The organism is Nocardia sp. NPDC056952 (assembly GCF_042674185.1).
Lineage (GTDB): Bacteria > Actinomycetota > Actinomycetes > Mycobacteriales > Mycobacteriaceae > Nocardia.
This window is the reverse complement of sequence record NZ_JBHURA010000014.1, coordinates 1-25,641: the sequence shown is the minus strand read 5'-3', so window position 1 is coordinate 25,641 and position 25,641 is coordinate 1. Positions and strand designations below refer to the sequence as shown.

Sequence of the window (25,641 nt, the reverse complement as noted above, 5' to 3'; positions counted from 1 at the left end):
TCAGTCGCTAGGGTTCTCGGCAGTGGAAAGGAGAACCCGATGCGACGACGCACGTTCGTCCAGGCCACGATGGCCGCGTTCAGCGTGCTGCTGGCCGGCTGCGACGACAGCGACGACCGGACCTGGCTCATGCCGGAGGAGGGACAGCCGCACCAGCGCACCTGGATGGCGTTCACCGCCGACGAACAGATCTGGGGCGCGAAGCTGGTGCCGGAGGTCCAGCGCAACCTGGCCACCATCGCCACCACGATCGCCCGCTTCGAACCGGTCTCGATGCTGGTGCGCCCCGGCGATCTGGCACGGGCCAAGAGCCTGATCGGTGACGCGAACGTGGAGCTGATCGCCACCGACCTCGACGACCTGTGGATGCGCGACACCGGCCCGGTGTTCGTGCGAAGCGGAAATACCAGGGCCGGTGTGGATTTCAACTTCAACGGCTGGGGTGAGAAGCAGGACTACCACGCCGATGCGAAGGTGGCGCAGTTCGTCACCGGGCGCGCGGGCGTCGAGACTCTGCACACCGATCTGGTCCTCGAAGGCGGCGCGCTCGAGGTCGACGGGGAGGGCACGGCGATCATCACCGAGAGCTGTGTACTCAACAACAATCGCAACCCCGGCTGGAAGAAGGTCGACGTCGAAGAGGAACTCGACTACCTGCTCGGTATCAAGAAGGTGATCTGGCTTCCCGGCATCGCGGGCGAGGACATCACCGACGGGCACACAGATTTCTACGCCCGCTTCGCCGGGCCCGGCGTGGTAGTCGCCGGCCTCGACAACGACCCGGATTCCTTCGACTACGACGTCACCCGTCGCCACCTCGACATCCTGCGCTCGGCGACCGACGCGCACGGTCGCCCGCTGCGAGTCGAGGTGCTCGAAGGTCCGGCCACGGTGCGCGAGCAGTTCGCGGACGACGATTTCGCCGCGGGCTACATCAACTTCTACGTCTGCAACGGTGCCGTCATCGGCCCCGAATTCGGTGATCCGGCGACCGATGCCGCCACGAAATCCACCCTGGAGCGGCTGTTTCCCGGCCGGGAGGTGGTGCAGATCAACATCGACGGCATCGCCGCCGGTGGCGGCGGTATCCACTGCACCACCCAGCAGGAACCCGTCGGCTGAGCCCGGCAGCGGCCCCACCGCCGCGATCACGTGCGCCTACTGTGAGGAATCGTGTCGGACCGTCGTACCCAGATCATGGAAGCCGCCGTCCGCGTCATCGCCGAGGACGGCGTACGCGGCCTGCGAGTCGAGAAGCTCGCCGCGGCGGCCGAAGTGTCCACCGCGTTGATCTACTACCACTTCAAGGATCGCGCGGGCATCCTGCGGGCCGCGCTCGAGCACATCAACCACCGCGCCCAGACCTACACGGACGCCGCCGACACGACCGATCCGCGCGCGCAGGTCGAGCACATGCTGCTGCTCGAGCTCCAAGACACCGACCGAGTCCGCGAAACCAGCGTCGCCTGGGGCGAGCTGCGGGCCAGCGCGGTCTTCCACCCCGACCTACGCGCGCCCCTGTGCACCACCACCGAAGCCTGGAACGCCGACGTGGAAACCCTCATCCGCCGGGCCCAGCAATCCGGCACGGTCGCCCCCACCGTCGACGCAACCATCACCGCGGAACGCCTCACCACACTGGTGGAAGGCCTCAGCGAACGCTGGCACAGCGGCTCGCTGCCCCTTCCGCGAGCTCGCCAAATCCTCACCAGCGCAATAGCACTCGAACTCGGCAGGGCCTAGCCGACTGACGATCAGTCTTCGCTCGACCGGCCGAGGACCCGTCACTGGTTCACGGCGTCCGCGATCCGCTGGGCAGCCTCACCAGGGGTGAGAAGCGTGGTGTCCACGACCTCGGCCTCGCTGTGCAGCCACGTACGGGCAGCCTCCGCGTACGGCTCGAGATACGCGAGACGGAATGCCGAAGGGCCGAGGACTGTGTCACCCTCGATGCGCCCGCGCAGGGTCTGCTGGTCCGCGTGGAGGACGAAGTGCCGGACCGGGATCGCGTGCCGCGCGAGCCCGGTGCTGATCTCGCGCCAGTACTGCTCGACCAGCACGGTCATCGGCATCACCAGCGTGCCGCCGGTGTAGTCGAGAATGTGCCGGGCGGTCTCGACCACCAGGGGTCGCCACGGTGGCCAATGCTGGAAGTTGTTCGTCGCGGGCAGCCCCGGCGTGACGTCCATGAGCGTCTCACCGACCTTCTCGGCATCGAACACCCGCGAATCCGGAATCAGCTGTTGCACGAGCCCACTGGTCGTCGTCTTGCCCGCGCCATGGGTCCCGTTGAGCCAAACGATCACAGAATCGGACCGTAGCAGCTATTTCGCCGACGGCACCGGCCGATCCGTCCAGCGGTGGCCGGCCGGCTCAGGCCGCGAGGGCCAGCTGGGCGCGTGTCGGCCGACCGGCGCGGTCCGCGCGGGCGACCAGGCGGGCGATGGCCTGGGCGACCCGGGCGGGCTGTTCGAGGATGACCGAGTGACCCGCGCCGTCGATCTGAACGAAGTCGGCGTAGTCGACGGCGGCGGCCATGGCGACCGAATGCGACGGCGGCGTCATCAGGTCGGCGGAACCGCACAGGATCATGGTGGGGATGGTCGAGAGGGTGGCCAGGGCGGCGGTGCGGTCGAAGGTCTTGAAGGCGCTCAGGAAGGTGGCCATGGTCACGATCGACGTCGCGTTGTGCATCGCCTCGGCCAGTGCCAGCACGCGCCGGCTGACCTTGCGATCACCGAACTCGGCGGCGCGCACGACCGGAGCGAAGACCTTGCAGGCCAGCACTTTCGCGTGCTGCATCAGCCGCGGTGCGCGCCGCACCGCGGCCTGGAAGACAGGAACGATCGGGTTGTGCAGCAGTCGGCCGAAACCCGCGTCGGCGAGCCCGCTCGCGGCGGTGGCGACGAGCCCGGCACCGACGATGCGCGTCCCCACCTCGTGCCGGTACTGGTCGACGTAGGTCAGCACGGTCATGCCACCCATCGAATGCCCGACCAGCACGACCGGGCCGGTCGGCGCGACAACGTCGAGCACGTCGTGCAGATCATGACCGAGCTGTTCGATGTTGTAGGTCTTCCTCGACGCGGTCGCGGAGTCGCCGTGCCCGCGATGGTCGTAGCAGACGACCTTGGCACCGGAGTGCTCGCGCAGCAGCGCGTCCCGCACATCCGTCCAGGACTCGGTCCGCAGGCAATGCCCGTGAATGAGAACAACCGTCATGTCCGCATTCCGCGCCCCGTACTCCCGAACCGCGAGCTCCACCCCGTCACCGGTCGACACCGAGACACGACGCTCCGCCGAGTGGGCGATTGTGCTGATGATCGACATCGGAGCCTCCGGTTTCGCGTGTGGTGACAGGTTCAACTCTCCACCGAAACGGGATTCACCAGCAGGTCCCCGAGTGCTTGGACCGCTCCTCCGAGGGTGCGCAGAACACCACCTAGGTGTCGCTCGTTCGAGCTCGCCCGGCGGAGGGTGTCAGCCGATGGGGACCTGGCTGCGGACGCGTGGACCGGTGTGGGCGGGCAGGTGCTGATAACCGTGCAGGGTGAACAGCGGCCGACGGGTGGGCGGATGGGTCAATCGCAGATCCGGATACGTCTCGAACAGCGCGCGCAGGGCATGCGCCGCTTCCATCCGGGCCAGACCGGCGCCGAGGCACACATGGCTACCGCTGCTGAAGGACAGATGATTCTTGGCGTTGCCCCTGGTCACGTCGAACCGGGCCGGGTCGGTGAACACGGCGGGGTCGCGGTTCGCGCCGGCCAGCGACAGCACCACCGTCGATCCTTCGCGCAACCGGACACCACCGATCTCCAGCGCTGTCCTGGTGGTGCGAGCGGTGGACTGCACCGGCGGATCGATCCGGAGGATCTCCTCCACCGCGTTGGGCCAGAGATCCGGCTCGGCACGCAACCGGTCCAGCTGTTCGGGGTGCTGGAGCAACCAGACGATGCCCTTGCCGATCAGGTTGACCGTGGTCTCGAAACCCGCGGCCATCAGCAGGGTCGCCGACGCGCACAGGTCGTAGGTGGACAGATCCCCCGAGGTGACCAGGCTGCTGAGGATGTCGTCGCCGGGCTCGGCGCGGAGCCGCTCGAGGTGCTCGACGAGATACCGGTGCAGTCGCTCCGAGGATTCCATCGCCCGCTGGTGCGTCTGCCAAGAGATTCCGAGGTCGAGCAACGGACTGATCTCGTCGCCCCAGTGCAGGAACATCTCGCGGTCGGCGTCCGGGAAGCCGAGCATCTCGGAGATGATGGCGATGGGCACCTGCGCCGCGTACCGCGTCACCAGGTCGGTGGGCCCGTCGTCGGGGAGTGCCGCCAGCAGTTCGGCGGTGACCGTCTCGATCCGGTCGCGCAGCCGGGCGATGGCACGCGGGGTGAACGCCGCGGAGACCGGTTTGCGCATCCGGTTGTGCTCGGGCTCGTCGACCACCAGCATCGACGGCGGATCCATCAGATTCGGCGGGAGGGGCCGACGCTCCAGCGCGCGCATCACCGGCCCCGGAATCCCGAACACAGTCGGTATACCGACACCGAAACGGTTGTCGCGCAATATTTCCCGGACCATATCGTGATCGAAGGTGATCCATACCGGAAGGGCCCGGATCAACCCACCCTCCCCGCGCATCTCCTCGATCAGCGCGTACGGATTCTCGATGCCCTCCGCACCGCCGATCAAGCGAGCGAACGGATTGCCACGCCGGATCAGAATCTTCTTGAACAGCAGTACCAACCCGTGATTGTTGACCCACCGATACATGTAATGCGGTTTCATCCAGCCCTCCGTCGTTCGAACCGGCGCATCCTGTGGTTGCAACGAATAGCACACGGCTATAACTAACATCACAGGGCGCGCGGGGCCGCGGGAAGGGGATCTCGAGAGCACGAGGAGGCAGATCGTGCGCCTGAGGCTTCGCCGATCGCCCCAGGCGCAAGGGATTACACGTTGAAGCGGAAGTCGCAGACGTCGCCGTCGTGCATGACGTATTCCTTGCCCTCCATGCGGACCTTGCCCGCGGCCTTGGCGGCGGCCATCGATCCCGCTTCGACCAGGTCGTCGAAGGCGACGAGTTCGACCTTGATGAAGCCGCGTTCGAAGTCGGTGTGGATGACGCCGGCGGCCTTGGGGGCGGTGTCGCCCTGGTGGATGGTCCAGGCTCGGGATTCCTTGGGGCCTGCGGTGAGGTAGGTCTGCAGACCGAGGGTGTGGAAACCGGCGCGGGCGAGGGCGTGCAGGCCGGGTTCGGTCTGGCCGATGGATTCCAGGAGTTCGAGGGCGGATTCGTCGTCGAGTTCGAGGAGTTCGGCTTCGACCTTGGCGTCGAGGAAGACAGCGTCGGCGGGGGCGACGGAGGCCTTCAGCTCGGCGACCTTGGCCTCGTCGGTGAGGACGGACTCGTCGGCGTTGAAGACGTAGAGGAACGGCTTGATGGTGAGCAGGGAGAGCTCACGCAGCAGGTCGGCGTCGATCTTCTTGCCCGCGGCGAACAGCGTGGTGCCCTCGTTGAGGAAACCCTCGGCGACCTTGGCGGCGTCGAGCAGGGGCTTGCGGTCCTTCTTGACCCTGGCTTCCTTCTCGAGGCGCGGGATGGCCTTCTCGAGGGTTTGCAGGTCGGCGAGGATGAGCTCGGTTTCGATGACCTCGATGTCGGCGGCGGCGTCGACCCGGCCGTCGACGTGGATCACGTCGTCGTCGGCGAACACGCGCACGACCTGGCAGATCGCGTCGGCCTCACGGATGTTGGCGAGGAACTTGTTGCCCAGGCCGGCACCTTCGGAGGCGCCCTTCACGATGCCGGCGATGTCGACGAACGACACCACGGCGGGGACGATCTTCTCGGAACCGAAGATCTCGGCGAGCTTGTTCAGGCGCGGGTCGGGCAGCGGGACCACGCCGACGTTGGGCTCGATGGTCGCGAACGGGTAGTTCGCGGCCAGCACGTCGTTCTTGGTCAGCGCGTTGAACAGCGTCGACTTTCCGACATTGGGCAGGCCGACGATTCCGAGGGTGAGGCTCACTGGGTTTATCTTGCCGCACCTGCGGCGCGGCGGGTTCGCGGCCCCCTTGTGGCCCGCTGGTCGGGTAGCTGACCAGCGAGCCGGACCGCGAACGGCCTCCCGACGGATCGGTCAGGGAACGAGGACGACCTTGCCCAGGTTGGCGCGCTGCTCGATGACCGCGTGGGCGGCAGCGGCGTCGTCGAGGGCGAACTCGGCGTGCACGACCGGATGCAGCAGGCCGGAGGCGTAGTACTGCCACACCTCCTGGCGCAGGTCCTCGTACCGAGCCGGGTCGCGCTGGGCGAGACGGCCGATCCGGAAACCGGTGAGGGATTTGCCGCCCGCGAGGAGGTCTTCGGTGTCGATGAGACCGCCGCCGGTGCCGTAGGTGACCGCGCGACCGCCTTCGGCGAGACCGGCCAGGGTGCCGCCGAGGCCGGTGCCACCGACACCGTCGAGGGCGTAATCGGCCTGCTTGCCGCAGTGCAGCTGGTCGTAGGTGAACACCTCGTCGGCGCCGAGTTCACGCACGAAGTCGACCTTCGACTCGTCGGAGACCGCGCCGACCACCCAGCTCGCGCCACGCACGCGGGCCAGCTGCACCGCGAGGTGGCCGACACCGCCCGCGGCGGCGGTGACCAGCGCGGTTTCTCCTTCGCGCGGTACGGCGGTGTCCAGTGCGCCGAGAGCGACGAGACCGCTGCGCATCAGGGCGACGGCGTCGACGGCGGACGCGCCGTCCGGGATAGCCGAGACCTGGTCGATCGCGAGGACGACGTACTCGGCGTACGCGTCAGCGGTGCACAGGCCGACCACGCGGTATCCGGCGCTGTAGCCGTCGACGCCGTCACCGACCGCGACGACCTCACCGGCCACCTCGGCGCGGACCTGCTCCGCGTCGCCGCTGATCCGCCGAATCGCCGACAGGGTGACCCCGATCGCCTCGACCCGCACCAGCAGCTCACCGGCACCGGGTACCGGCACCTCGGCCGCGACGACTTCGAGCGCCTCCGAACCACTGCCGCGCTCGTATTGAACCCGCCGCATGACACCTCCTACGTAAATTGGGCGAAGGCGCAAGATTAACCGGCTGACCTCGGGTTTCCACAGACCATGAGCCCGTGAGTGCGAAATCTCACCGCCTCCGCCGCGCTGCGGAGAGCACCTTCACGGTCCGGTTACCCCACGGCGATGCTCGAGACGCGTGGGCAATCCCACACGCCCGGCGTAGCGTTGCCGTATGGAGGCGACCACGGAGGTGGTGACCGCGGCCCCCGCGCCGGTGCTGGCAGCGTTCATCGACCGGTACGTGGGCTATCGACTCGCGGGTTTCGAGCCGGGCTTGCATCGCGGCCTGCCCTCACAGCACATGACGTTCATCGTCGCCGTCGGCCCGACCATCGACGTCGTCGAGCAGACCGACCCGCACCAGGCCCCCGGCAGCTACCGCTGTGTCTTGAGCGGCCTGCAGGCGAGCCCGGCGTTGATCGCGCACACCGGTTTTCAAGAAGGTGTCGCGATCGAGCTGACCCCGCTGGGTTGCCGGGTGCTGTTCGGCATGCCCGCGAGCGAACTGTGGGACATGTCGATCGAATGTTCCCAAGCGCAAAGAATTCTGGGCGATCAACTCGCCGATGCCGTGCAGTCGCACCAGGATTGGCCGGGCCGGTTCGCCGCGTGCGATCGAGCCTTGACCGCCGCGGCACGCACCGACGCGCTGGCCGGGCCCGAATTGACCTGGGCCTGGCGCGCTCTCGTGAGAACCGGCGGCACCTGCTCGATCAATCCGCTCGCCGATCGGATCGGCTGGACCCGTCAGCACCTGACCCGCAAGTTCACCGCCGAATTCGGCGCGAGCCCCAAGCTGGCCGCGCGGATCATCCGATTCGAGCGAGCCAGGCGCATGCTGGCGGGCACCCCGTCCTATGTCTCCATCGCCCAGATCGCGACCACCTGCGGCTACTACGACCAGGCGCACCTGAACCGCGACTTCGCCGAGCTGGCGGGCGTGGCTCCCACCGCCTGGCTCGCCGAGGAGATTCCATCCGTCCAAGACCCGAACGCGCGGGAAGCGCGAGGCTGAACACATGGATACTTCAACGAACACCACCACCATCTGGCCCTGCCTGGCCTTCGACGACGCCCGCGCCATGATCGAGTTCCTCACCACCGCCTTCGGTTTCGAAGCGACCGCGGTCTATGCCCGGGAAAATGACGACTCGGTCGTCGAGCACGGCGAACTGCGTCTCCCGGGCGGCGGCGGCATCATGTTCGGCTCCACCGGCCGCGACGACTCCCCCTTCGGCACCCGGCCGCCGGGCGTCGCCAACCTCTACCTGGTCACCGACAACCCCGACGCGCTCTACGACAGGGCGAAGGCCGCGGGCGCGACGATCATCCGCGAGCTGCGCGACGAGGACTACGGCTCCCGCGGCTTCAGCGCCGCCGACCCGGAAGGCAACCTCTGGAGCTTCGGAACGTACCGGGGCGAATGACCAGCTGAACAAAATTTCATTCTGCGCACGATCGTGTGCGAACCTCTCCGTCGCAGTTCGGCGATCGGCTACGTTGTCGATTGCTTCACCCGAGGCTCTGCGCGTTATACAGGAGAGTTGAGTCAATGGCGACCATCGAACATCTGCGGACCGACCCGGACTTGCCTCCGGTCGGTGTCGTCGATCGCACGCCGATCACGCCCGCCAAGAAGGCCGTGTTCGCGGGGATCGCCGTTCTCGGCGCCATCGCGTGGGCGATCATCGCGTTCGTGCGCGGCGAGTCCGTGAACGCGGTGTGGATCGTGATCGCGGCGGTCTGTACCTACATCATCGCCTACCGCTTCTACGCGCGATTCATCGAGTGGAAGATCACCAAGCCGCGCGACGACGTGGCCACGCCCGCCGAAATCTATGACAACGGCAAGGATTTCATGCCGATGGACCGGCGGGTGCTCTACGGGCACCACTTCGCCGCCATCGCGGGCGCCGGTCCGCTGGTCGGTCCGGTGCTGGCCGCGCAGATGGGTTATCTGCCCGGCACCATCTGGATCATCGTCGGTGTGGTCTTCGCCGGTGCGGTGCAGGACTACCTGGTGCTGTGGGCCTCCACCCGTCGGCGCGGCCGCAGCCTCGGTCAGATGGCGCGCGACGAGCTCGGTCTCGTCGGTGGCGTCGCGGCGATCGTGGCGATTCTGGTGATCATGACGATCCTGCTCGCGGTGCTCGCGCTGGTCGTGGTGAACGCGCTCGGTGAGAGCCCGTGGGGCGTGTTCTCCATCGCGATGACCGTCCCGATCGCACTGTTCATGGGCGTGTACCTGCGGTATCTGCGGCCGGGTGCGGTCGGCGAGGTGTCGGCCATCGGCATCGTGTTGCTGCTGGCCGCGATCATCGGCGGCGGCTGGGTCTCCGAAACCGAGTGGGGCGCGGACTGGTTCACCCTCTCGCGCACCACCATCGCGTGGTGCCTGATCGCCTACGGCTTCATCGCCTCGGTCTTGCCGGTGTGGCTGCTGCTCGCGCCGCGTGACTACCTGTCGACGTTCATGAAGGTCGGCACGATCGTGCTGCTCGCGGTCGGCATCCTGATCACGATGCCGGTGCTGAAGGCGCCCGCCGTCTCCGAATTCGCCCACACCGGTGCGGGTCCCGCGTTCGCGGGCAGCCTGTTCCCGTTCCTGTTCATCACCATCGCGTGCGGTGCGCTCTCGGGTTTCCACGCGCTGGTCTCCTCGGGCACGACGCCGAAACTGCTGGCCAAGGAATCCAACGCCAGGATGATCGGCTACGGCGGCATGCTGATGGAGTCGTTCGTCGCGGTGATGGCGATCATCACCGCCTCGATCATCGACCAGCACCTCTACTTCGGCATGAACGCCTCGGCCGGACTCACCGGTGGCACGGCCGAAGGCGCCGCCAAGTTCACGAATTCGCTCGGGCTGTCGGGTCCGCCCGCGACGCCGGAACTGTTCAGCGACGCGGCCGCCGATGTGGGCGAGAAGTCGATCGTCTCGCGCACCGGTGGCGCCCCGACCCTGGCGGTCGGCATCTCCGAGGTCTTCTCCCAATTCCTCGGCGGCTCGACGATGAAGGCGTTCTGGTACCACTTCGCGATCATGTTCGAGGCGTTGTTCATCCTCACCACCATCGACGCCGGCACCCGCGTCGCGCGGTTCCTGGTGTCGGACGCGCTCGGCAACTTCGGCGGCGGATTCAAGAAGTTCCGTGATCCGTCGTGGCGGATCGGCGCCTGGCTGTGCTCGCTGATCGTGGTCGCGGGCTGGGGCGGGGTGCTGCTGATGGGCGTCAACGACCCGTTCGGTGGCATCAACGCGCTGTATCCGCTGTTCGGCATCGCCAACCAGCTGCTCGCCGCGATCGCGCTCACCGTGGTGCTCACGATCATCGTCAAGCGTGGGCAGTGGAAGTGGGCGTGGATTCCCGGTGTGCCGCTGGCCTGGGATCTGCTGGTCACGATGACCGCGTCCTGGCAGAAGATCTTCTCCGACGATCCCAAGCTCGGTTACTGGAAGCAGCACAGCCTGTGCCAGGCGGCCAAGGACGCGGGCAAGGCCTGCCTGACGGCCAAGACGCCCGAGCAGGTCGACATCGCGATCCGCAACACCTTCATCCAGGGCACGTTGTCGATCGTGTTCGCGGTGCTGGTGCTGATCGTCACCGTCGTCGGTGTGCTGGTGTGCGCGAAGGCGATTCGCACAGGCACGGTGACCAGCACCGAGTCCGAGGAACAGCCGTCGAAGATCTTCGCCCCGAGCGGTTTCGTCGCCACCTCCGCCGAGAAGGACGTGCAGAAGGAGTGGGACGTGCTGATCGCCGAGGGCAAGGTGAGCGCGCCCGGATCGGCGCACGTCTCTTGAGTGTGACCAGGGATGCGGACGGCCGGTTCAGTGGATCGGCCGTCCGCGCCCCTGCCGTCCCCGCTGCCATCGGACCTCGCGAGATCGTCCGGCGAGTCTGGGCGGCGATGCGCGGTGTCGCGCGCTGGTACAGCGCGATCAACGGCGGCCAGGACTACCAGCGCTATGTCGACCACATGCGTCGCACGCACCCGGGTGCCCCGGTGCCGTCCGTGCGCGACTACTGGCGCGAACGCTATGCCGAAGCCGACCGGAATCCCACCAATCGCTGCTGCTGATCGCGGTTCGAGGCACGCGGGATCGGTGGCCGATTTCCGCTAGCACCTTGTCCCGGCGGGTGCCATTGTGGAACTCGTGACCATCACTGCTTTGGACTTCGAGGGCTGCTACCGGGCGGTCTCCACCCGCGACTCCCGCTTCGACGGGCAGTTCTTCACCGCGGTACGCACGACCGGCATCTATTGCAGGCCCTCGTGCCCGGCGATCACACCCAAGCGCGCCAATGTGTCGTTCCTGCCCACCGCGGCGGCGGCGCAGCAAGCCGGTTATCGCGCCTGCCGCCGGTGCCTGCCCGATGCCGCGCCGGGGTCACCCCTGTGGAATGTGCGGGCCGACCTGGCCGCGCGCGCCATGCGGCTGATCGGCGACGGGGTGATCGAGCGTGGCGGGGTGCCCGGGCTGGCCGCCACCCTCGGCTATTCCCAGCGCCAGCTCACCCGGGTGCTCACCACCGAACTCGGGGCCGGGCCGCTCGCGCTGGCCAGGGCGCATCGTGCGCACACCGCGCGGCTGCTGATCCAGACCACCGAGATGCCGATGTCGGACATCGCGTTCGCGGCGGGGTTCGCCAGCATTCGGCAGTTCAACGACACCGTGCGCGAGGTCTTCGCGGTGAGCCCGACGACGATGCGGACCGAATTGCGCCGGTCGCCGCGCGCCGATGTGGTCGCGCCCGGCACCCCCGGATTGCTGACCTTGCGGCTGCCGTACCGCGAGCCGCTCGATACCGGGTGGCTGACCTGGTTCCTCTCGGCGCACGCGGTGGCCGGGACGGAACAGTGGGAGGACGGGGTCTACACGCGCAGCCTGCGTACTCCGCACGGGCACGCGACTGTTCGGCTGTCTTTTCAGCCCGGTCATGTGCGGGCGGAGTTGGCATTGCGGGATATGCGTGATCTCGCTCCGACTGTCGCCCGGGTGCGGCGCCTGCTCGATCTGGACGCGGATCCGCTGGGGATCGACGCGGCACTCGGCATCGACGCAACGGCCGGAGCCGACTTCACGCCGGGGATTCGAGTGCCCGGGTGCCTCGATGGATCAGAGTTGTTGCTGTGCACGATGATCGGGCAACAGATCTCGGTGCGGGCAGCGGGGACACATGTCGCGCGGCTGGTGGACGCACTCGGCGAGCCGATCGAAGGACCGGTGCCGCGACTGTTCCCGACGGCCGAGGCGGTCGCCGAACACGGTGCCGAGGTGCTGACCGGGCCCGCGCGCAGGGTGGCCGCGATCGTGTCCGCGGCGCGGGCGCTCGCCGACGGCGAACTGGTCCTGCACTCCGGCCGTACCGCCGATGATCTGCGGCGCGACCTGCTCGCACTCGATGGGGTCGGGCCGTGGACCGCCGACTACGTCACCATGCGATCGCTGGCCGATCCCGACATCCTGCTCGACACCGACCTCGTCGTGCGCCAAGGAGCCGCGCGAGCCGGGATCGACCTCGGCGACACCACCCGCTGGGCGCCGTGGCGCTCCTATCTGTCGATGCACTTGTGGAAGACCGCGCTCGAACATCGTGGCGCGCTTGTCCGTGAACCCTCTCCCCAGGAAGCGAAAACCCATGACTGACACTGCTCTTCGTCTCGCCGATGTCGCGACCGTCAGCACGCCGATCGGCCCGTTCACCACCATCGTCGATGCCGACGGCGCCGTGCTGGCCTCGGGCTGGACCGGCGACCCGGCCACGCTGACCGGCCTGATCCACACCACACTGCGCCCGGCCGAACTGCGGCAACGGGATTCGCTCGGCGCGGTGACCAAGGCCGTCATCGACTATCACGCCGGTGATCTCACCGCCATCGACGCGATCGCGGTGCGTCAACAGTCCGGTGAGTTCCTCGTCCATGCCTGGGAAGTCCTGCGCAAGGTACCGGCCGGTGAACCGGTCACCTACACGGAGTTCGCCGGACTCTCCGGGCGTCCGGCCGCCACGCGGGCCGCGGCCAACGCCTGCGCGCGCAACTCCGCCGCGCTGTTCGTGCCGTGCCATCGTGTGCTGCGGATCGGCGGAGCGCTCGGCGGGTTCCGGTGGGGGCTGCAAGCCAAGGCCTGGTTGCTCGCGCACGAAAGCTGAGCATCGGCACACGATCAGGCCAGTGATCGTCGATTGGCTCTTTTTTCCAGGTCCAGTAGGCCGGATTCTGTTACCTATGCTCACTCGTCGATTGGTCGCGCTGTACGTCGGTTTGTGGTTGTACGGCACCTCGATGGCAGTGATGATCCGAGCAGGACTCGGGCTCGACCCGTGGGACGTGTTCCACCAAGGGGTCGCCGCGCACGTGCCGTTGAGTTTCGGTGTGGTGACCGCGCTGACCGGGATCGCTGTGCTGCTCGCGTGGATTCCGCTGCGGCAGCGGCCGGGGCTGGGGACCGTCAGCAACGTGGTGGTGATCGCGATCGCGGTCGACGCCGGATTGTGGATGATCCCCGCCGTGGACGGCGTGTGGCTGCGGGTGCTGGCCATGGTCGCCGCGGTGGTGGTGAACGCGGCGGCGACAGTGCTCTACATCGGTGCGGGGATGGGTCCAGGTCCGCGCGATGGACTGATGACTGGACTGGTCGCGCGGACCGGCTGGCCGGTGTGGTCGGTTCGCACCGGGATCGAGGTCTCGGTGCTGACCACCGGGTGGTTCCTCGGCGGCAGCGTGGGAATCGGCACGCTGGTCTATGCCTTCGGAATCGGCCCGCTGGTCCAGCTGATGATCCCGTTCGTCGACGGCAAGCTTCCCGGATTCACGCCGCTCGCCCGTCAGGAAGCGGCGCCATCGGTGGAGCGTCCGCAGGCTCCCGCCGCGCCGTGCTGACAGCGGACGCGGGTGACGGCATCGCCGGGCGGACTAGGCGACGGTGGCTTCCAGTCGCGATCCTGCCCGGCCGCGCACCACGTGGAGGCGACTGGGGATGCGCTGGCGCATTTCGTCTACGTGGCTGACGACGCCCACCACGCGGCCGTTCGCCCGCAGTTCGTCGAGGACACCCATGACGGCGTCGAGGGTGTCGGCGTCGAGGCTGCCGAAGCCTTCGTCGATGAACAGGGTGTCCAGGACCAGCCCGCCGGTTTCGGCGGCGACCACATCGGCCAGACCGAGCGCCAATGCCAGTGAGGCCATGAAGGTTTCGCCGCCGGAGAGCGTTTTCGCCGAACGGATCGCGCCGGTGTAGTCGTCGCGGACATCGAGCCCGAGGCCGCCGCGCCTGCCCCGTGGGCCCGCCTTGTCCGAGTGGACGAATTCGTAACGGCCACCCGACATCCGCCGCAGACGCAGTGATCCAGCGACCGCGACCTCTTCGAGCCGCGCCGCGAGAACATAGGAGCGCAACGACATTCGCCGGTTGTTCTCGCCCCGGCCCGCGACCACTTCCGCCAGGGCCGCCAGCTCGTCGAAGACACGCTGCTCGGGCGCGATCCGCTCGACCTCACCCCACAGCTGCGCCCCCAGCTGCTCGAGCTGGGCGACCCGCTCGGTGGCCGCCGACCGGTCCGCCACCGCCGCGGTGAGCGCACTCTGCGCTTCGGTGAAACGCTGCTCGAGCGCGTTCGGGTCGCCCGGCGTCTGCTCGGCGACCGCCTGGATCCCAGGCTCGGCGAGCACCGTCTCGGCATGGGCGCGGGCCCGGTCCGCGGCAGTGAGTTCGGCTTCGATCGCGGCCTGCTGCTGCGCCGTCCGCGCGACGGCAGTGACGACCTGGGCGTAGGCAGTCAGCAGGGCGATGTCGTCGCGCGGCCGTGCTGGTTCGACCACCGGGACATCATGGACCGGCTCGTGGTCGACTTGCTCCTCGTCGAGGGGCTCGTCATCGAAAAGATCGAACAGGCTGGGTATTTCGGGCTCGTCACGGATCGCTCGCGCGCGGCCCGCGCTCGCCTTCTCCTCAGCGCCGAGCTCGGCGGCAGGGGCCGTCTCAGCGTCGGCATCGGCATCTTCGTCCGCAGTTCGGCCTGCGGTACGGCTCGTCGATTCGTGTGCCTCTCGCTGCGCACTCTCCTCGTATCCCTCCGGGACGAGACCTGCTGTACGGGCGAGGTTTTCCACGCGGGTGGCGATGGTGCGGACAGCGTCGCGGGCGGTGGCTTCCTCGGTACGGGCGGTGCGGAGGGTGGTGGCGGCGCTGATGAGGGATTCGAGGCGGGTGGTGCGGGCGTCGACGGTGGTGTCGGCGCCCGCGGCGGCACGCAAGCGGGTGGTGAGTTCTTCGAGGCGCGTGCGGGTGGCCGCGATGTTGGCCGTGCTGGTGCCGAGGCGGGCGTCCAAGTCGCGGGACTGCTCGTGCAGGGCAGCTTCCTCGGTGCGCAGGGCCTCGAGGCGACCAGTCAGAGCGGGGGCGCGTTCAGCGGCTTCGGCCGTGTCGTCGAAGCGGTGGGTGGCGGTGCGGACCGCGTCGGCGAGGGCGACAGGGTCGGCGTCGCCGCCACGCGCGGTCAGCGCCTCGATCTCGCGTTCGATGGCGCTGATGCGTTCGGCGAGGCGATCCCGCGCGGCCTCCGCGGCCTGTTCGGCCGCCTGCGCGGCGTCCTCGGCGTCCTTGGGCACCGCGCCGTCGGTGGGCTGCGCGGGCTCCGGGTGATCGGCGGACCCGCAGACCGTGCACGGCGCGCCCTCGGTGAGCGCGCCCGCGAGTTCGGCGGCCATGCCGGCCAGGCGGCGGGTGCGCAGGTCGAGGACACGCTCCCTGGCGTCGAGGTGGGCGCGCCAGGCCGTGTCGTGTTCACCGCGCGCTGCGTCCAAGGCCGGTCGGCGGCGGGCGATCTCGACAGCGGCGGCCGCCGAGTCCTGCCACTTGGCCAGCTCGTTGCGAATTCCGGGCAGCGCGGCGGCCGCGTCGGTGGCCTCGCGGAGCTGTTCCTGAGCAGAACCGATCAGTGCCGGCAGTTCGACCCGCCGCTGCGCCAACTCCGCCGCACGCCGCGTGAGCTGGGCGGATTCGCTCTCGTGAGCGGCGAGATCGTCGGTGAGCCTGCGTGCGATCACCGCATCCGCGCGCACCTCACCGAGCACACCGAGCAGCGCGTTCCACTGGCTGATCGCCGCATCGAGATCACCATGGACGTCCACGACGCCGCCATCGGTGTTCGGCTCGGCCGCCACGACGGTCAGCAGCCCCACACCCGCGATATCGGCCGCCGCCGATGCATTCAGACGGTCGGCCAGATCAGCTGCGGCGCCGCGGGTGGCGGCTTCCGAGCGACGCAGGCCACGGACCCCGGAGCGAGCCTCGTCGATGGCCTGGACGACGGGTTCAGCCCGGCGAGCTCGGTCGAGTTCGCGTTCGAGTTCGGCGCGGCGAGGAGCGGAGGCGGTGTAGGCATCCAGTTCGGTGCGGGCCGCGGCCATCCGGGTGCGCAGCTCGGTGACGCGGCGTTGCTCTTCGGCTTCGGTGCGGGCCTCAGCCGATTCTTTCTGGCGCAGTTCGGCATTCGTGGTCGCCTCGGCGAGGGCGGTACGCGCGGTGGCCAGCAGTTCCTGAGACCACGTCACCGAATCCTTGATGCCGATCGATTCCGCGCCGCCGTAACCCGCCGCCATGCCGACCTTGGTGATCAGGCGGTCGATGCCCTGTTGGCGTGAGGTGAGATCGCTTTCGGCCGCGCGTCGCCGATCCGACAACCATTTCTCGGCAGTACCGAAACGTTGGGTGTCGAAGAGCTTTTCGAGCAGTTTCTCGCGGTCCTCGTTCTCCGCTCGCAGGAATTTGGCGAAGTCGCCCTGCGGGAGCAGCACCACCTGGAAGAACTGGTCGGCGCTCATACCGAGCAGACGCAGCACCTCGTCGCCGATATCGGTGATGCGCGAGAGGTTCTCACCGCTGCCGTCGAGCCAGGTGAGCGTGGCCTGGGGTTGCAGCAGCCGGGTTCCGGTGCCGTTCTTCTTCGGGCGCTCGAATTCGGGCGAGCGGGTCAGGCGCAGCAGGCGGCCGCCGAGCGTGGCCTCTAGCACGACACTCGGCGGTGTCTGCGGATCGGCGTGGTCGGAGTGCAGACGCTTGCTCTCGCCGCGCGCCCCCGGCACCTTGCCGTAGAGGGCGAAGGCGATGGCGTCGAGGATGGTCGTCTTGCCCGCACCCGTATGTCCGTGGAGCAGGAACAGCCCGTCGGCGCCGAGTGCGTCGAAATCGACGACGGTGGTCTCGGCGAACGGTCCGAACGCGGTGAGTTCGAGCCGGTGCAGCCTCACGCGACGACCCCGGCGACGAGCGCCGCCGCGAACCCGGCGTGGGAGCTCACGCAGTCAGCTCCGATGCCACGGACTCCTGGGCGGATTCGCCTCGGCCCGAATCGGTTTCGCGAACCGCCGCGGCCAGCGCCCGCTCCACCCATGCCATCTCCCCCTTGCTCGGTGTGCCACGCACGTCGGTCAGGAAGCTCGCCGCGACCTCCGTGTCGCGACGACCGTGCACCCGCTCGCGGTAGTGCAACTCCGGATTACCTTCCGGTCGTGCCCATTCCACGTGCACCGCGTGCGGGAACCGCTCGCGCAGCTTACGCATCGGATCCACCGGACGGGTGGTGTCGGTGATCGTGGCGGACACGTAATGCTCTTCGGCCGCAGCGTATTCAGCGCCGGTGAGCAGGGAATCGATGGTGCCGGTGAGCCTGCTGAGCCCGCGCACCAGCGGCAGCTCGTGGCGGTGCACCGCCGCCAGACCCTTCGCGTCGAGGTCGACGATCCAGACCGCCTTGCGATGGGAGCTCTCACCGAACGAATACGGCAGCGGGGATCCGCTGTAGCGCACCGATTCCGAGAGCGTCTGCGGCGAATGCAGGTGCCCGAGCGCCACATAGTCGATGCCGTCGAAGGCCGACATCGACACCGTCTCCACGCCACCCACCGAAATGGACCGTTCCGAACCCGTCGCCTCGCCGCCGATCACGAACGCGTGCGCCAGCACCACCGTGCGGGTGCCGGACCGGGCGGCGATGTCGTCACGAATCCGGCTCATCGCGGCATCGAGGATCTCCGTGTGCGAGTGCGCCTGGGGCACACCGAGTTCGGTCCGGGTGATCTCCGGTTCCAGATACGGGATGCCGTAGAAGGCCACGTCGCCGTCGTCATCGGACAGCACGATCGGCCGGTGCGCGTCGGCGACCCGCGTGCACAGATGCAAGCCACCGGCCGCGGCGAAGCTCGCGCCCGCACCGAGCCTGGCGGGCGAGTCGTGATTGCCCGAGGTGGCGACGATCGTCGCGCCCGCCGCCCGGATCGCCTCGAATCCACGATTGCAGACCCCGATGGCATCGGCGTTGGGGATGGAGCGGTCGTAGATGTCGCCGGGCACCACCACCACATCGACCGATTCGGCCGCGACCAGCTCCGCGACGGCCGACAGCACCCGTGCCTGATCGGCCAGCAGGTCGACACCGTGAAAGGTGCGCCCGATGTGCCAGTCGGAGGTGTGCAGGATCCGCATGTCGCGAACCGTAGGGCACACCCCCGACAGAATTCAATCGACGCACCACACGCGTGTAATTCATCGGCGTGGCGCGCGCAGCGGCGCACACCGCCGGGATGTCCCGAGCGATCCGCCGCCGCCATGCCCGGTTTGCCCGGGAATTGCGAACTTGTCGGTGGCCTCGGGCAGTATCGCCTCCCATGACCGCTTCGATGCTCGTCGCGCTCGTCTTCGTCTTCGCCGCAGGCTTCGGTCTCGGCTGGCTGGGGCATTCCGCCCGGGGTGGCCAACGCGCCGCCGCCGCGGAGGCCCGGCTCGCCGCGGCCGGCGACAATCAACGGTTGCTGCAGCAGTCGCTGCACTCGGCCAACGAGGATGCGGCGCGCAGGCATTCGGCCGCGATCGGCGCGATGGTCGATCCGCTGCGCGACGCGGTCGGCGCGTTGGAACAGCAGATCCGGCAGGTCGAACACCATCGGATCGACGCGTACTCGGGATTGCGCGAGCAGGTCGCGGGCATGCAACGCACCTCGCATCGGCTCTCCGATCAGACCGGCCAGCTGGTCGCCGCGCTGCGGGCGCCGCAGGTGCGCGGTCGGTGGGGCGAGATCCAGCTGGAACGCGTGGTCGAACTGGCCGGCATGACCCGGCACTGCGACTTCGATACCCAGGTATCCCGGCCCGGCGGCGACGATCGGGGCGTGGTCCGGCCCGACATGGTGGTGCGGCTGGCCGGCGGCAGGCACATCGTCGTCGACGCGAAGGTGCCGTTCTCGGCGTATCTCGACGCGGCGACCACCGACGACCCCGGCGCACGCACCCAATTGCTGGCTCGCCACGCCAAACACCTGCGCGCCCACGTCGACCAACTGGCCGACAAGGCGTACTGGGCGGCCTTCGATCCGGCACCCGAGTTCGTCGTGCTGTTCGTGCCCGGCGACCCGTTCCTCGATGCCGCGCTCACCACCGACGCCGACCTCCTGGAGTACGCGTTCGGCCGGAACGTGATCCTGGCAACCCCCACTACACTGATCGCGCTGCTGCGGACGGTGGCGTTCAGCTGGCGGCAGGAAGCGCTCTCGCGCGATATGGCAACGGTGCAGCAACTGGGCAAGGAGCTCTACACCCGGTTGGGCAAGGTCGCCGAGCATCTGGACAATCTGGGCGTGAATCTCGGTAAGGCCGTAGCGGCTTTCAACGCGACCGTGGGTTCGGTGGAGTCGCGGGTCATGGTCACCGCGCGCCGGATGCACGATCTCGGCATCGCCGATCAGGAGCTCCCGGCAATCCGGCTCACCGAGACCCGACCACGCGTCGTCGCGTTCGCCGACGTCGAGGATCGCGTCTGAGATCCCCGTGCCGTGGCGCCCACAGGGCCGATGTGCAGTTAGTGTCATAGTGTGGCTGCTTCCCAACGTGCGCGACCCCGGGTGCCCGCGCCGCAACGTTCGATCGTGCCCTCGGTACCCGGCATCCCCGCCTGGGCCGCGATTCTGCTCGCCGCGGGTGCGACAGGTCTCGGGTTCCTGATCGACGGACTCGGCGGCGAGACCTATCCGACCGGCACGTTCTCGGCGCTGTATGTGCTCGGCTGCGTGCTCGCTGTCTGCGCGGTGCGCTTCCGCGGCCTGTTCTCCACCATGGTGATGCCGCCGCTGCTGCTGTTCGTCGCGGTGCCCCTGGCCTGCCAGATGCTGGGTGGACGCGCCACCACGTCGATCAAAGACGTGCTGATGAACCTGATCATCCCGCTGGTGGAGCGCTTCCCGACGATGGCGCTGGCCACCGTGCTGGTGCTGGCGATCGGCGGAGCCAGGATCGCGATCGCCAAGCGCGCACCCCAGACCGCTCGCCCCACCCCGGAGCGCCGGACCGAACGCAAGCCGGTCAAGCGCCGTCGCCCGGAGCCGACGCCCGACCTCGCCACCGCCGCCCGCAAGCGGCCGCGCCGCGGCACCGCGGTACTGGACGAAGCCGATACCGAGGTCGACATGGCGAGCCCGGCTCGCCGGCCCGCCAGGCCCGCCGAACCGAAACGGGCTCCCGCCGCCGCCCGGCCCCGCGAGCCTCGCGCCGCCCGCGGTGAACCCCGCGCCGCCCGCGCGGCCGCCGCACCGCGCGAACCCGAACCGGCCAGGGTCCCCCGCCGCCGTGGCGACGCACCCCCGCATCCACAGCCGAACGTGCGCTATCGAGACCGCGCCGACTCCGCCCGCACGGAACGACGTCGCCCCGACAACGTCTGAGAACGAAGAATCCCCGCCGAGCTCAGCCGGCGGGGATTTTCTTTGTTCAGCTCAGGCGGGTCAGCTCTGCGAAGGTGCGTCCCGGCGGGCGGGGCGGAGCTCACGAGGCAGGGAGAACACCAGCGTCTCGTTGGCCGTGGTCACCGGCTGGACCTCACCGAAACCGTGTTCGGCCAGCAGGTCGAGGACCCCGGTCACCAGGATCTCCGGCACCGACGCGCCCGAGGTGATGCCGATGGTCCGCACCCCGTCGAGCCAGGCCAGATCCACCTCACGCGCGTAGTCGACCAGATACGCCGCCTTCGCGCCGGCGCCGAGCGCCACCTCGACCAGTCGCACCGAGTTCGACGAATTGCGCGAACCGACCACGACCACCAGATCGCATTCGGGCGCCATCGCCTTGACCGCGGTCTGCCGGTTGGACGTGGCGTAGCAGATGTCGTCGCTGGGCGGGTCCTGCAACGTCGGGAAACGTTCGCGCAGCCGCTCGACGGTCTCCATGGTCTCGTCGACCGAGAGCGTGGTCTGCGACAGCCAGATCACCTTCGACGGGTCGCGCACGGTCACCTTGTCCACCGAGTCGGGCCCGTCGACCAGCTGCACGTGCTCGGGCGCCTCACCGGCGGTGCCCTCGACTTCCTCATGGCCTTCGTGGCCGATCAGCAGGATGTCGAAGTCGTCGCGGGCGAACCGCTTGGCTTCCTGGTGCACCTTGGTGACCAGCGGACAGGTGGCGTCGATGGTGCGCAGGTTCCGTTCGGCGGCGGTCTCGTGCACGATCGGCGCGACACCGTGCGCGGAGAACACCACCAGCGCGCCCTCGGGCACCTCGTCGGTCTCGTCGACGAAGATCACGCCCTGCTCACGTAGCGTTTCCACGACGTGGCGGTTGTGCACGATCTCCTTGCGCACATAGATCGGGGCGCCGTGTTTCTCGAGAGCCTTCTCCACGGTCTCGACGGCGCGGTCGACGCCTGCGCAGTAGCCGCGCGGCTCGGCCAGCAGCACGCGCTTGCCACCGGCAGCATTCGCGCCCGCGGAGCGCGTGATACCGACGTTCAAGGGGATTGCCGAGGTCATGTCCCACAGCTTACGTGCGCGCGACAGGCCCGATCAGGTCGGATCAAGGGGCGAAAGTCACACAACAGGGGTGTGGACCTTTGCATCACACCCGGTTTGCGGCAGGCTGGAGTCATGTTTCGACCTCCGTTCCTGGCCAGGGTGGCCGCCGGCGCCGCCGTCTACGCCTTAGAAGAGACCCGGCGACTGCCCGTCGCCGCGGTCAATTTCCCGATCACCGCGCTCAGTCGCGTGCTGCAGACCACGATGCATCTGCAGCAGTTCGTCACCAGCCTCGCGCTCAAGGGTGACGGTGTGTTCGAGCGGCTGGGTTCGGCTCCGGCCGAGCAGCCCGCGTGGGCCACCTTCGACGAGGACCTCGAACCCGCGCCCGCCACCAACGGCCACACCAGCCGCTTCGACCTGTTCGAAGCGGCGGAGGCCCCGCAGACCAACGGCAAGGTCGTGCCCGCGTCCCTGCTGCTGCTCGAGACCGAGGACGAGGTCATCGAGCCCGCCGAGGAGCCCGCCGCGGAGGAGGTCGTCGCCCCCGAGGTCGCGATCCGCTACGACTACCCCGCGATGACGCTGGCCCAGCTGCGCGCCCGGCTGCGGATGCTCACCGTCGAGGAGCTGGCGCAGCTGCTGGCCTTCGAACAGCAGACCCGCGCCCGCGCCCCCTTCGTCACGATGCTCACCAACCGCATCGCCACGGTCCAGGCGCAGTGATATCGGCGGCTGGCGCCGCGTGGATTGCGGCCCTGTGGGCCTCGATTCTTCGCTCCTGCGTTCAGTCGCTTCGCTCCTTCTCTCCGTCAGTCCAGAATTGAGGCGGCCGCAATCCGCGCCTTCGGCGCACCGGGGTTGCGGCCGCTTTTTGGTTGTGTCGGTGGCCGCGCGTAGAACTGACCTATGACTCAGGACGGCGTCGCGCAGGCCGGCGCTCCGGCGAATTCGGCGGAGCAGCCGTATCCGGTGCGCTCGGTCGCGGTGAAGGTCGCCCAGTGGATCGAACGGCTCGGCAGTATCTGGGTGGAGGGGCAGGTCACCCAGATCAATCTGCGCCCCGGCACCCGCACCGCGTTCCTGGTGCTGCGCGATGCCTCGGTGGACATGTCGCTGTCGCTGACCTGCGACCCCGACCTGTTGCGCAGGCTGCCGGTGCCACTCACCGAGGGCAGCCGCGTGGTCGTCTACGGCAAGCTGCACTTCTTCACCGGCCGGGGCACGGTCTCGTTGCGGGTCACCGAGATTCGCGCGGTCGGCATCGGTGAGCTCCTGGCGCGGATCGAGCGGTTGAAAGCCCTCTTGACGGCCGAGGGCCTGTTCGATGCCAGGCTCAAGCGGCCGCTACCGTTCCTGCCCGCGACGATCGGGCTGATCACCGGACGGGCGAGCGCGGCCGAACGCGATGTCCTGTCCGTGGCCCAGAACCGCTGGCCCGCAGTCCGATTCGTTATCCGCAATACTGCGGTGCAGGGTCCGACCGCAGTGCCGCAGATGCTCGAAGCGCTGACCGAACTCGACCGTGACCCCGAGGTCGAGGTGATCGTGCTGGCGCGCGGCGGTGGCAGCGTCGAAGATCTCCTCGCGTTCTCCGACGAAGCACTGTGCCGGGCGGTCGCCGCCGCGCGCACCCCGATCGTGAGCGCCATCGGCCACGAACCCGATAATCCCCTGCTCGACCTGGTCGCCGACCTGCGCGCGGCCACCCCCACCGACGCCGCCAAACGCATCGTCCCCGATGCCGCCGCCGAACTGGCCGGGGTCCGTGAGATGCGGGCGCGCTCGGCGGCCGCGTTGCGCGGCTGGGTCCAGCGCGAGGAACACACCATCACGCAGTTGCGATCGCGCCCGGTCCTCGCCGATCCCCTGCGCGAACTGAACCACCGTCACGACGAGCTGGAACGCTTGCGCACGGCCGCCAGACGCACTGTCGACCAGCTGCTGCGCAGCGAGTCGACGACCACCCTGCATCTGCGCGAGAAGCTGACCGCGGTGGGTCCGGCCGCCACCCTGGCCCGTGGTTACGCTGTCGTGCAGCGCGTCGCCGGTCCCGAACGGCATGTCGTGCGTTCGATCGATGACTCCCCCGCGGGCAGCCAGCTCCGCATCAGGGTCGCCGACGGAGCCGTCACCGCCGCGGCACTGGGCACCCAGCGACTGACGCCAGAGACCACCGACGAGAAGAGGACGTGACCGTGGCCGACGCCGGTTCCGAGAACACCGCTGCAGACACCTTGGCCGAGATCGCGGCCTTCGGCTACGAACGCGCCCGCGACGAGCTCATCAACGTGGTGAAGATGCTCGAACAGGGCGGCCTCGACCTGGACGACTCGCTGGTGCTGTGGGAGCGCGGCGAAGCCCTGGCCACCCGCTGCGAACAGCATCTCGCCGGTGCGCGCCGCCGCGTGGAAGACGCGCTGTCCCGGGCCGACCTCGACACCGCCGACTGAGTACGCGCACCGACATCGCGCCTTTACCGCCGCGAAACACCGGCCGGGCACGCTGATGCTCGGCCGATCCGCCGAAGGATCGCCCTCCGCGCGACGCACGGAGAGTTCGAACGACGGAGTACGGCCGATGTCACCCACCGATTCGCTGACGAGCCTGCGCGCCGACCTGGGTCCCATCACCTTCTCCACCGACACACGCAAGCTGCGCACCAAGAGCCGCGACCGGTTCGCGCAGAGTCCGGTCCTGCGAGACCTGTTGCGCGGGCGCAATGCCGAGATCTTCATCGCGCCGCGCGGCAAGGACGAGCTGCGCACCGCGGTGGCCGCCTGCGCGCGTCATCGCATCCCGATCACCGTGCGCGGGGCCGGTTCCGGGCAGTTCGGTCAGGGTGTGCCGCTGCGCGGTGGCGCGGTGATCGATGTCACCGCCCTCGCCGGCGTCATCGGCTGGCACGGCGAACCGGGCAGGCGCCCGCCGACCACGGTGCGCGCGCTCGCGGGCACCGTCGTGGCCGATATCGACGCCGCGATCCGCCCGTCCGGGTGGGAGCTGCGGATGCATCCCTCGACGGCGCACCAGGCCACTGTCGGCGGCTACATCGCGGGTGGGCACGCGGGTATCGGCAGCTGTCGCTGGGGCATCCTGCGCGATACCGGCAACATCACCGCGCTGGAAGTGATGACGGTCGAGGAACACCCCCGGCTGATCGAGTTGCGCGGGCGCGATGTGAACACCGTGCACCACGCGTACGGCGCCAACGGCATCATCACCGAGGTCGAACTGCCGCTCGCCCCGGCCTGGGAGTGGCACGAACTGGTCGTCTCGTTCCCCGATTTCGCGCAGGCGGCCCGCTTCTCGGTCGACATCTGCCGCAGCGACGGTGTGCTCACGAAAGTGGTTTCGCCCCATGCGCATCCGCTCCCGCAGTACTTTCCCGAACTCGCCGGCTTGATTCCCGACGGCGAGTCGATGGTGCTGCTGATGGCCGCCGTCCAGTCGGTGCCGAATGTGGAGGATCTGGTGCAGGACAACGGCGGCCGGATCCGGTACCGGTGCCTCGAGGGCAAGGGCAGCTACGGTTCGCCCCTCTACGAGTTCACCTGGGGCCATTCGATGCTGCGCTACCAGCGGCACAACAGCGAGCTCACCGGGCTGATGGCCCTGTTCCCGCAGCGGGATCTGTACGAGTCGATCGTCGGCATCCACCGTGAATTCGCGGAGTTGGGGCCGCTGCATGTGGAGATGAAGCGGATCGACGGCGGTCTGTCGTGTCAGGGCTCACCGGTCTTCGCCTACGAGAGCCAGGAGCACTTGGCGGCGACCACCC

The 25,641-nt window shown here is 68.7% G+C and carries 23 protein-coding genes; 15 read left to right on the top strand and 8 right to left on the bottom strand.

Annotation, left to right across the window (positions count from 1 at the left end):
• The first annotated feature begins 39 nt into the window (after positions 1-39).
• On the top strand, positions 40-1,122 hold the full coding sequence (locus ACFTS5_RS31265) for an agmatine/peptidylarginine deiminase (protein ID WP_378638163.1): 1,083 nt from the start codon (positions 40-42) through the stop codon (positions 1,120-1,122).
• Positions 1,123-1,173: 51 nt separating this feature from the next.
• Positions 1,174-1,743: a TetR/AcrR family transcriptional regulator gene (locus ACFTS5_RS31260; protein ID WP_378638161.1), complete on the top strand. Its 570-nt coding sequence runs from the start codon at positions 1,174-1,176 to the stop codon at positions 1,741-1,743.
• 41 nt (positions 1,744-1,784) lie between these two features.
• On the opposite strand, the gene ACFTS5_RS31255 is transcribed toward ACFTS5_RS31260, so the two are convergent.
• From ACFTS5_RS31255 to ACFTS5_RS31235, 5 genes are all read right to left on the bottom strand, one after another.
• Entirely contained in the window at positions 1,785-2,306 is a 522-nt protein-coding gene (locus ACFTS5_RS31255; protein WP_378638158.1) for an ATP-binding protein, read from the bottom strand.
• 67 nt (positions 2,307-2,373) lie between these two features.
• On the bottom strand, positions 2,374-3,330 hold the full coding sequence (locus ACFTS5_RS31250; RefSeq protein ID WP_378638156.1) for an alpha/beta fold hydrolase: 957 nt from the start codon (positions 3,328-3,330) through the stop codon (positions 2,374-2,376).
• Between the two features lie 150 nt (positions 3,331-3,480).
• Positions 3,481-4,785: a cytochrome P450 gene (locus ACFTS5_RS31245; protein ID WP_378638153.1), complete on the bottom strand. Its 1,305-nt coding sequence runs from the start codon at positions 4,783-4,785 to the stop codon at positions 3,481-3,483.
• 164 nt (positions 4,786-4,949) lie between these two features.
• A complete protein-coding gene (ychF, locus tag ACFTS5_RS31240; RefSeq protein WP_358065064.1) occupies positions 4,950-6,029 on the bottom strand; it encodes a redox-regulated ATPase YchF in 1,080 nt (359 codons plus the stop codon).
• A 111-nt stretch (positions 6,030-6,140) separates the two neighbouring features.
• Complete coding sequence (locus ACFTS5_RS31235) at positions 6,141-7,058, bottom strand: zinc-binding alcohol dehydrogenase family protein (protein ID WP_378638149.1); 918 nt, start codon at positions 7,056-7,058, stop codon at positions 6,141-6,143.
• 193 nt (positions 7,059-7,251) lie between these two features.
• Here ACFTS5_RS31235 and ACFTS5_RS31230 point away from each other — a divergent pair, with 193 nt between their 5' ends.
• From ACFTS5_RS31230 to ACFTS5_RS31200, 7 genes are all read left to right on the top strand, one after another.
• Positions 7,252-8,094, top strand: a complete 843-nt coding sequence (locus ACFTS5_RS31230; protein ID WP_378638146.1) for a helix-turn-helix domain-containing protein — start codon at positions 7,252-7,254, stop codon at positions 8,092-8,094.
• Between the two features lie 4 nt (positions 8,095-8,098).
• On the top strand, positions 8,099-8,506 hold the full coding sequence (locus tag ACFTS5_RS31225) for a VOC family protein (protein ID WP_378638144.1): 408 nt from the start codon (positions 8,099-8,101) through the stop codon (positions 8,504-8,506).
• 125 nt (positions 8,507-8,631) lie between these two features.
• Entirely contained in the window at positions 8,632-10,884 is a 2,253-nt protein-coding gene (locus tag ACFTS5_RS31220) for a carbon starvation CstA family protein (protein ID WP_378638141.1), read from the top strand.
• Positions 10,885-10,991: 107 nt separating this feature from the next.
• Complete coding sequence (locus ACFTS5_RS31215; protein ID WP_378638424.1) at positions 10,992-11,162, top strand: YbdD/YjiX family protein; 171 nt, start codon at positions 10,992-10,994, stop codon at positions 11,160-11,162.
• A 67-nt stretch (positions 11,163-11,229) separates the two neighbouring features.
• Positions 11,230-12,732, top strand: coding sequence for an AlkA N-terminal domain-containing protein (locus ACFTS5_RS31210; RefSeq protein WP_378638139.1), 1,503 nt, complete (start codon positions 11,230-11,232; stop codon positions 12,730-12,732).
• Positions 12,725-13,237 (top strand): methylated-DNA--[protein]-cysteine S-methyltransferase, encoded by a 513-nt coding sequence (locus ACFTS5_RS31205; protein WP_378638136.1) that lies wholly within the window; start codon positions 12,725-12,727, stop codon positions 13,235-13,237. The genes ACFTS5_RS31210 and ACFTS5_RS31205 overlap by 8 nt, the downstream gene beginning before the upstream one ends.
• Before the next feature lie 76 nt (positions 13,238-13,313).
• Positions 13,314-13,967 carry a YitT family protein gene (locus ACFTS5_RS31200; RefSeq protein ID WP_378638134.1) on the top strand — a complete coding sequence of 218 codons (654 nt, stop codon included), beginning with the start codon at positions 13,314-13,316 and terminating at the stop codon, positions 13,965-13,967.
• Between the two features lie 33 nt (positions 13,968-14,000).
• Here the strand turns inward: ACFTS5_RS31200 and ACFTS5_RS31195 are convergent, their stop codons facing one another.
• Both ACFTS5_RS31195 and ACFTS5_RS31190 read right to left on the bottom strand, forming a co-directional pair.
• Positions 14,001-17,336 (bottom strand): AAA family ATPase, encoded by a 3,336-nt coding sequence (locus ACFTS5_RS31195; protein ID WP_378638131.1) that lies wholly within the window; start codon positions 17,334-17,336, stop codon positions 14,001-14,003.
• A 46-nt stretch (positions 17,337-17,382) separates the two neighbouring features.
• The gene (locus ACFTS5_RS31190; protein ID WP_378638128.1) at positions 17,383-18,570 is read right to left on the bottom strand and encodes an exonuclease SbcCD subunit D; all 1,188 of its coding nucleotides are present in this window, start codon (positions 18,568-18,570) and stop codon (positions 17,383-17,385) included.
• Between the two features lie 182 nt (positions 18,571-18,752).
• On the opposite strand from ACFTS5_RS31190, the gene ACFTS5_RS31185 reads away from it, so the two are divergent.
• Positions 18,753-19,901: a DNA recombination protein RmuC gene (locus ACFTS5_RS31185; RefSeq protein ID WP_378638126.1), complete on the top strand. Its 1,149-nt coding sequence runs from the start codon at positions 18,753-18,755 to the stop codon at positions 19,899-19,901.
• 51 nt (positions 19,902-19,952) lie between these two features.
• Complete coding sequence (locus ACFTS5_RS31180; RefSeq protein WP_378638123.1) at positions 19,953-20,798, top strand: DUF6542 domain-containing protein; 846 nt, start codon at positions 19,953-19,955, stop codon at positions 20,796-20,798.
• Positions 20,799-20,858: 60 nt separating this feature from the next.
• On the opposite strand, the gene ACFTS5_RS31175 is transcribed toward ACFTS5_RS31180, so the two are convergent.
• A complete protein-coding gene (locus ACFTS5_RS31175) occupies positions 20,859-21,878 on the bottom strand; it encodes a 4-hydroxy-3-methylbut-2-enyl diphosphate reductase (RefSeq protein ID WP_378638122.1) in 1,020 nt (339 codons plus the stop codon).
• A 114-nt stretch (positions 21,879-21,992) separates the two neighbouring features.
• On the opposite strand from ACFTS5_RS31175, the gene ACFTS5_RS31170 reads away from it, so the two are divergent.
• The 4 genes from ACFTS5_RS31170 to ACFTS5_RS31155 form a co-directional block, all read left to right on the top strand.
• Complete coding sequence (locus ACFTS5_RS31170; RefSeq protein WP_378638119.1) at positions 21,993-22,586, top strand: lipid droplet-associated protein; 594 nt, start codon at positions 21,993-21,995, stop codon at positions 22,584-22,586.
• A 183-nt stretch (positions 22,587-22,769) separates the two neighbouring features.
• Entirely contained in the window at positions 22,770-24,056 is a 1,287-nt protein-coding gene (gene xseA / locus ACFTS5_RS31165; RefSeq protein ID WP_378638117.1) for an exodeoxyribonuclease VII large subunit, read from the top strand.
• Positions 24,053-24,313, top strand: coding sequence for an exodeoxyribonuclease VII small subunit (locus ACFTS5_RS31160; RefSeq protein WP_378638114.1), 261 nt, complete (start codon positions 24,053-24,055; stop codon positions 24,311-24,313). Before xseA ends, ACFTS5_RS31160 begins: the two co-directional genes overlap by 4 nt.
• 127 nt (positions 24,314-24,440) lie before the next feature.
• Positions 24,441-25,641, top strand: a 1,201-nt coding sequence (locus ACFTS5_RS31155) for an FAD-binding oxidoreductase (protein WP_378638112.1), incomplete at its 3' end; no start/stop codon positions are given.

Bases quoted from the DNA above. Each gene is read 5' to 3' on its own strand.
- ACFTS5_RS31200 (WP_378638134.1), top strand. From the start codon at position 13,314: ATGCTCACTCGTCGATTGGTCGCGCTGTACGTCGGTTTGTGGTTGTAC.
- ACFTS5_RS31225 (WP_378638144.1), top strand. From the start codon at position 8,099: ATGGATACTTCAACGAACACCACCACCATCTGGCCCTGCCTGGCCTTC.
- xseA (WP_378638117.1), top strand. From the start codon at position 22,770: ATGACTCAGGACGGCGTCGCGCAGGCCGGCGCTCCGGCGAATTCGGCG.
- ACFTS5_RS31215 (WP_378638424.1), top strand. From the start codon at position 10,992: ATGCGCGGTGTCGCGCGCTGGTACAGCGCGATCAACGGCGGCCAGGAC.
- ACFTS5_RS31185 (WP_378638126.1), top strand. From the start codon at position 18,753: ATGACCGCTTCGATGCTCGTCGCGCTCGTCTTCGTCTTCGCCGCAGGC.
- ACFTS5_RS31245 (WP_378638153.1), bottom strand. From the start codon at position 4,785: ATGAAACCGCATTACATGTATCGGTGGGTCAACAATCACGGGTTGGTA.
- ACFTS5_RS31170 (WP_378638119.1), top strand. From the start codon at position 21,993: ATGTTTCGACCTCCGTTCCTGGCCAGGGTGGCCGCCGGCGCCGCCGTC.
- ACFTS5_RS31175 (WP_378638122.1), bottom strand. From the start codon at position 21,878: ATGACCTCGGCAATCCCCTTGAACGTCGGTATCACGCGCTCCGCGGGC.
- ACFTS5_RS31190 (WP_378638128.1), bottom strand. From the start codon at position 18,570: ATGCGGATCCTGCACACCTCCGACTGGCACATCGGGCGCACCTTTCAC.
- ACFTS5_RS31205 (WP_378638136.1), top strand. From the start codon at position 12,725: ATGACTGACACTGCTCTTCGTCTCGCCGATGTCGCGACCGTCAGCACG.
- ACFTS5_RS31235 (WP_378638149.1), bottom strand. From the start codon at position 7,058: ATGCGGCGGGTTCAATACGAGCGCGGCAGTGGTTCGGAGGCGCTCGAA.
- ACFTS5_RS31230 (WP_378638146.1), top strand. From the start codon at position 7,252: ATGGAGGCGACCACGGAGGTGGTGACCGCGGCCCCCGCGCCGGTGCTG.
- ACFTS5_RS31265 (WP_378638163.1), top strand. From the start codon at position 40: ATGCGACGACGCACGTTCGTCCAGGCCACGATGGCCGCGTTCAGCGTG.
- ACFTS5_RS31220 (WP_378638141.1), top strand. From the start codon at position 8,632: ATGGCGACCATCGAACATCTGCGGACCGACCCGGACTTGCCTCCGGTC.
- ACFTS5_RS31250 (WP_378638156.1), bottom strand. From the start codon at position 3,330: ATGTCGATCATCAGCACAATCGCCCACTCGGCGGAGCGTCGTGTCTCG.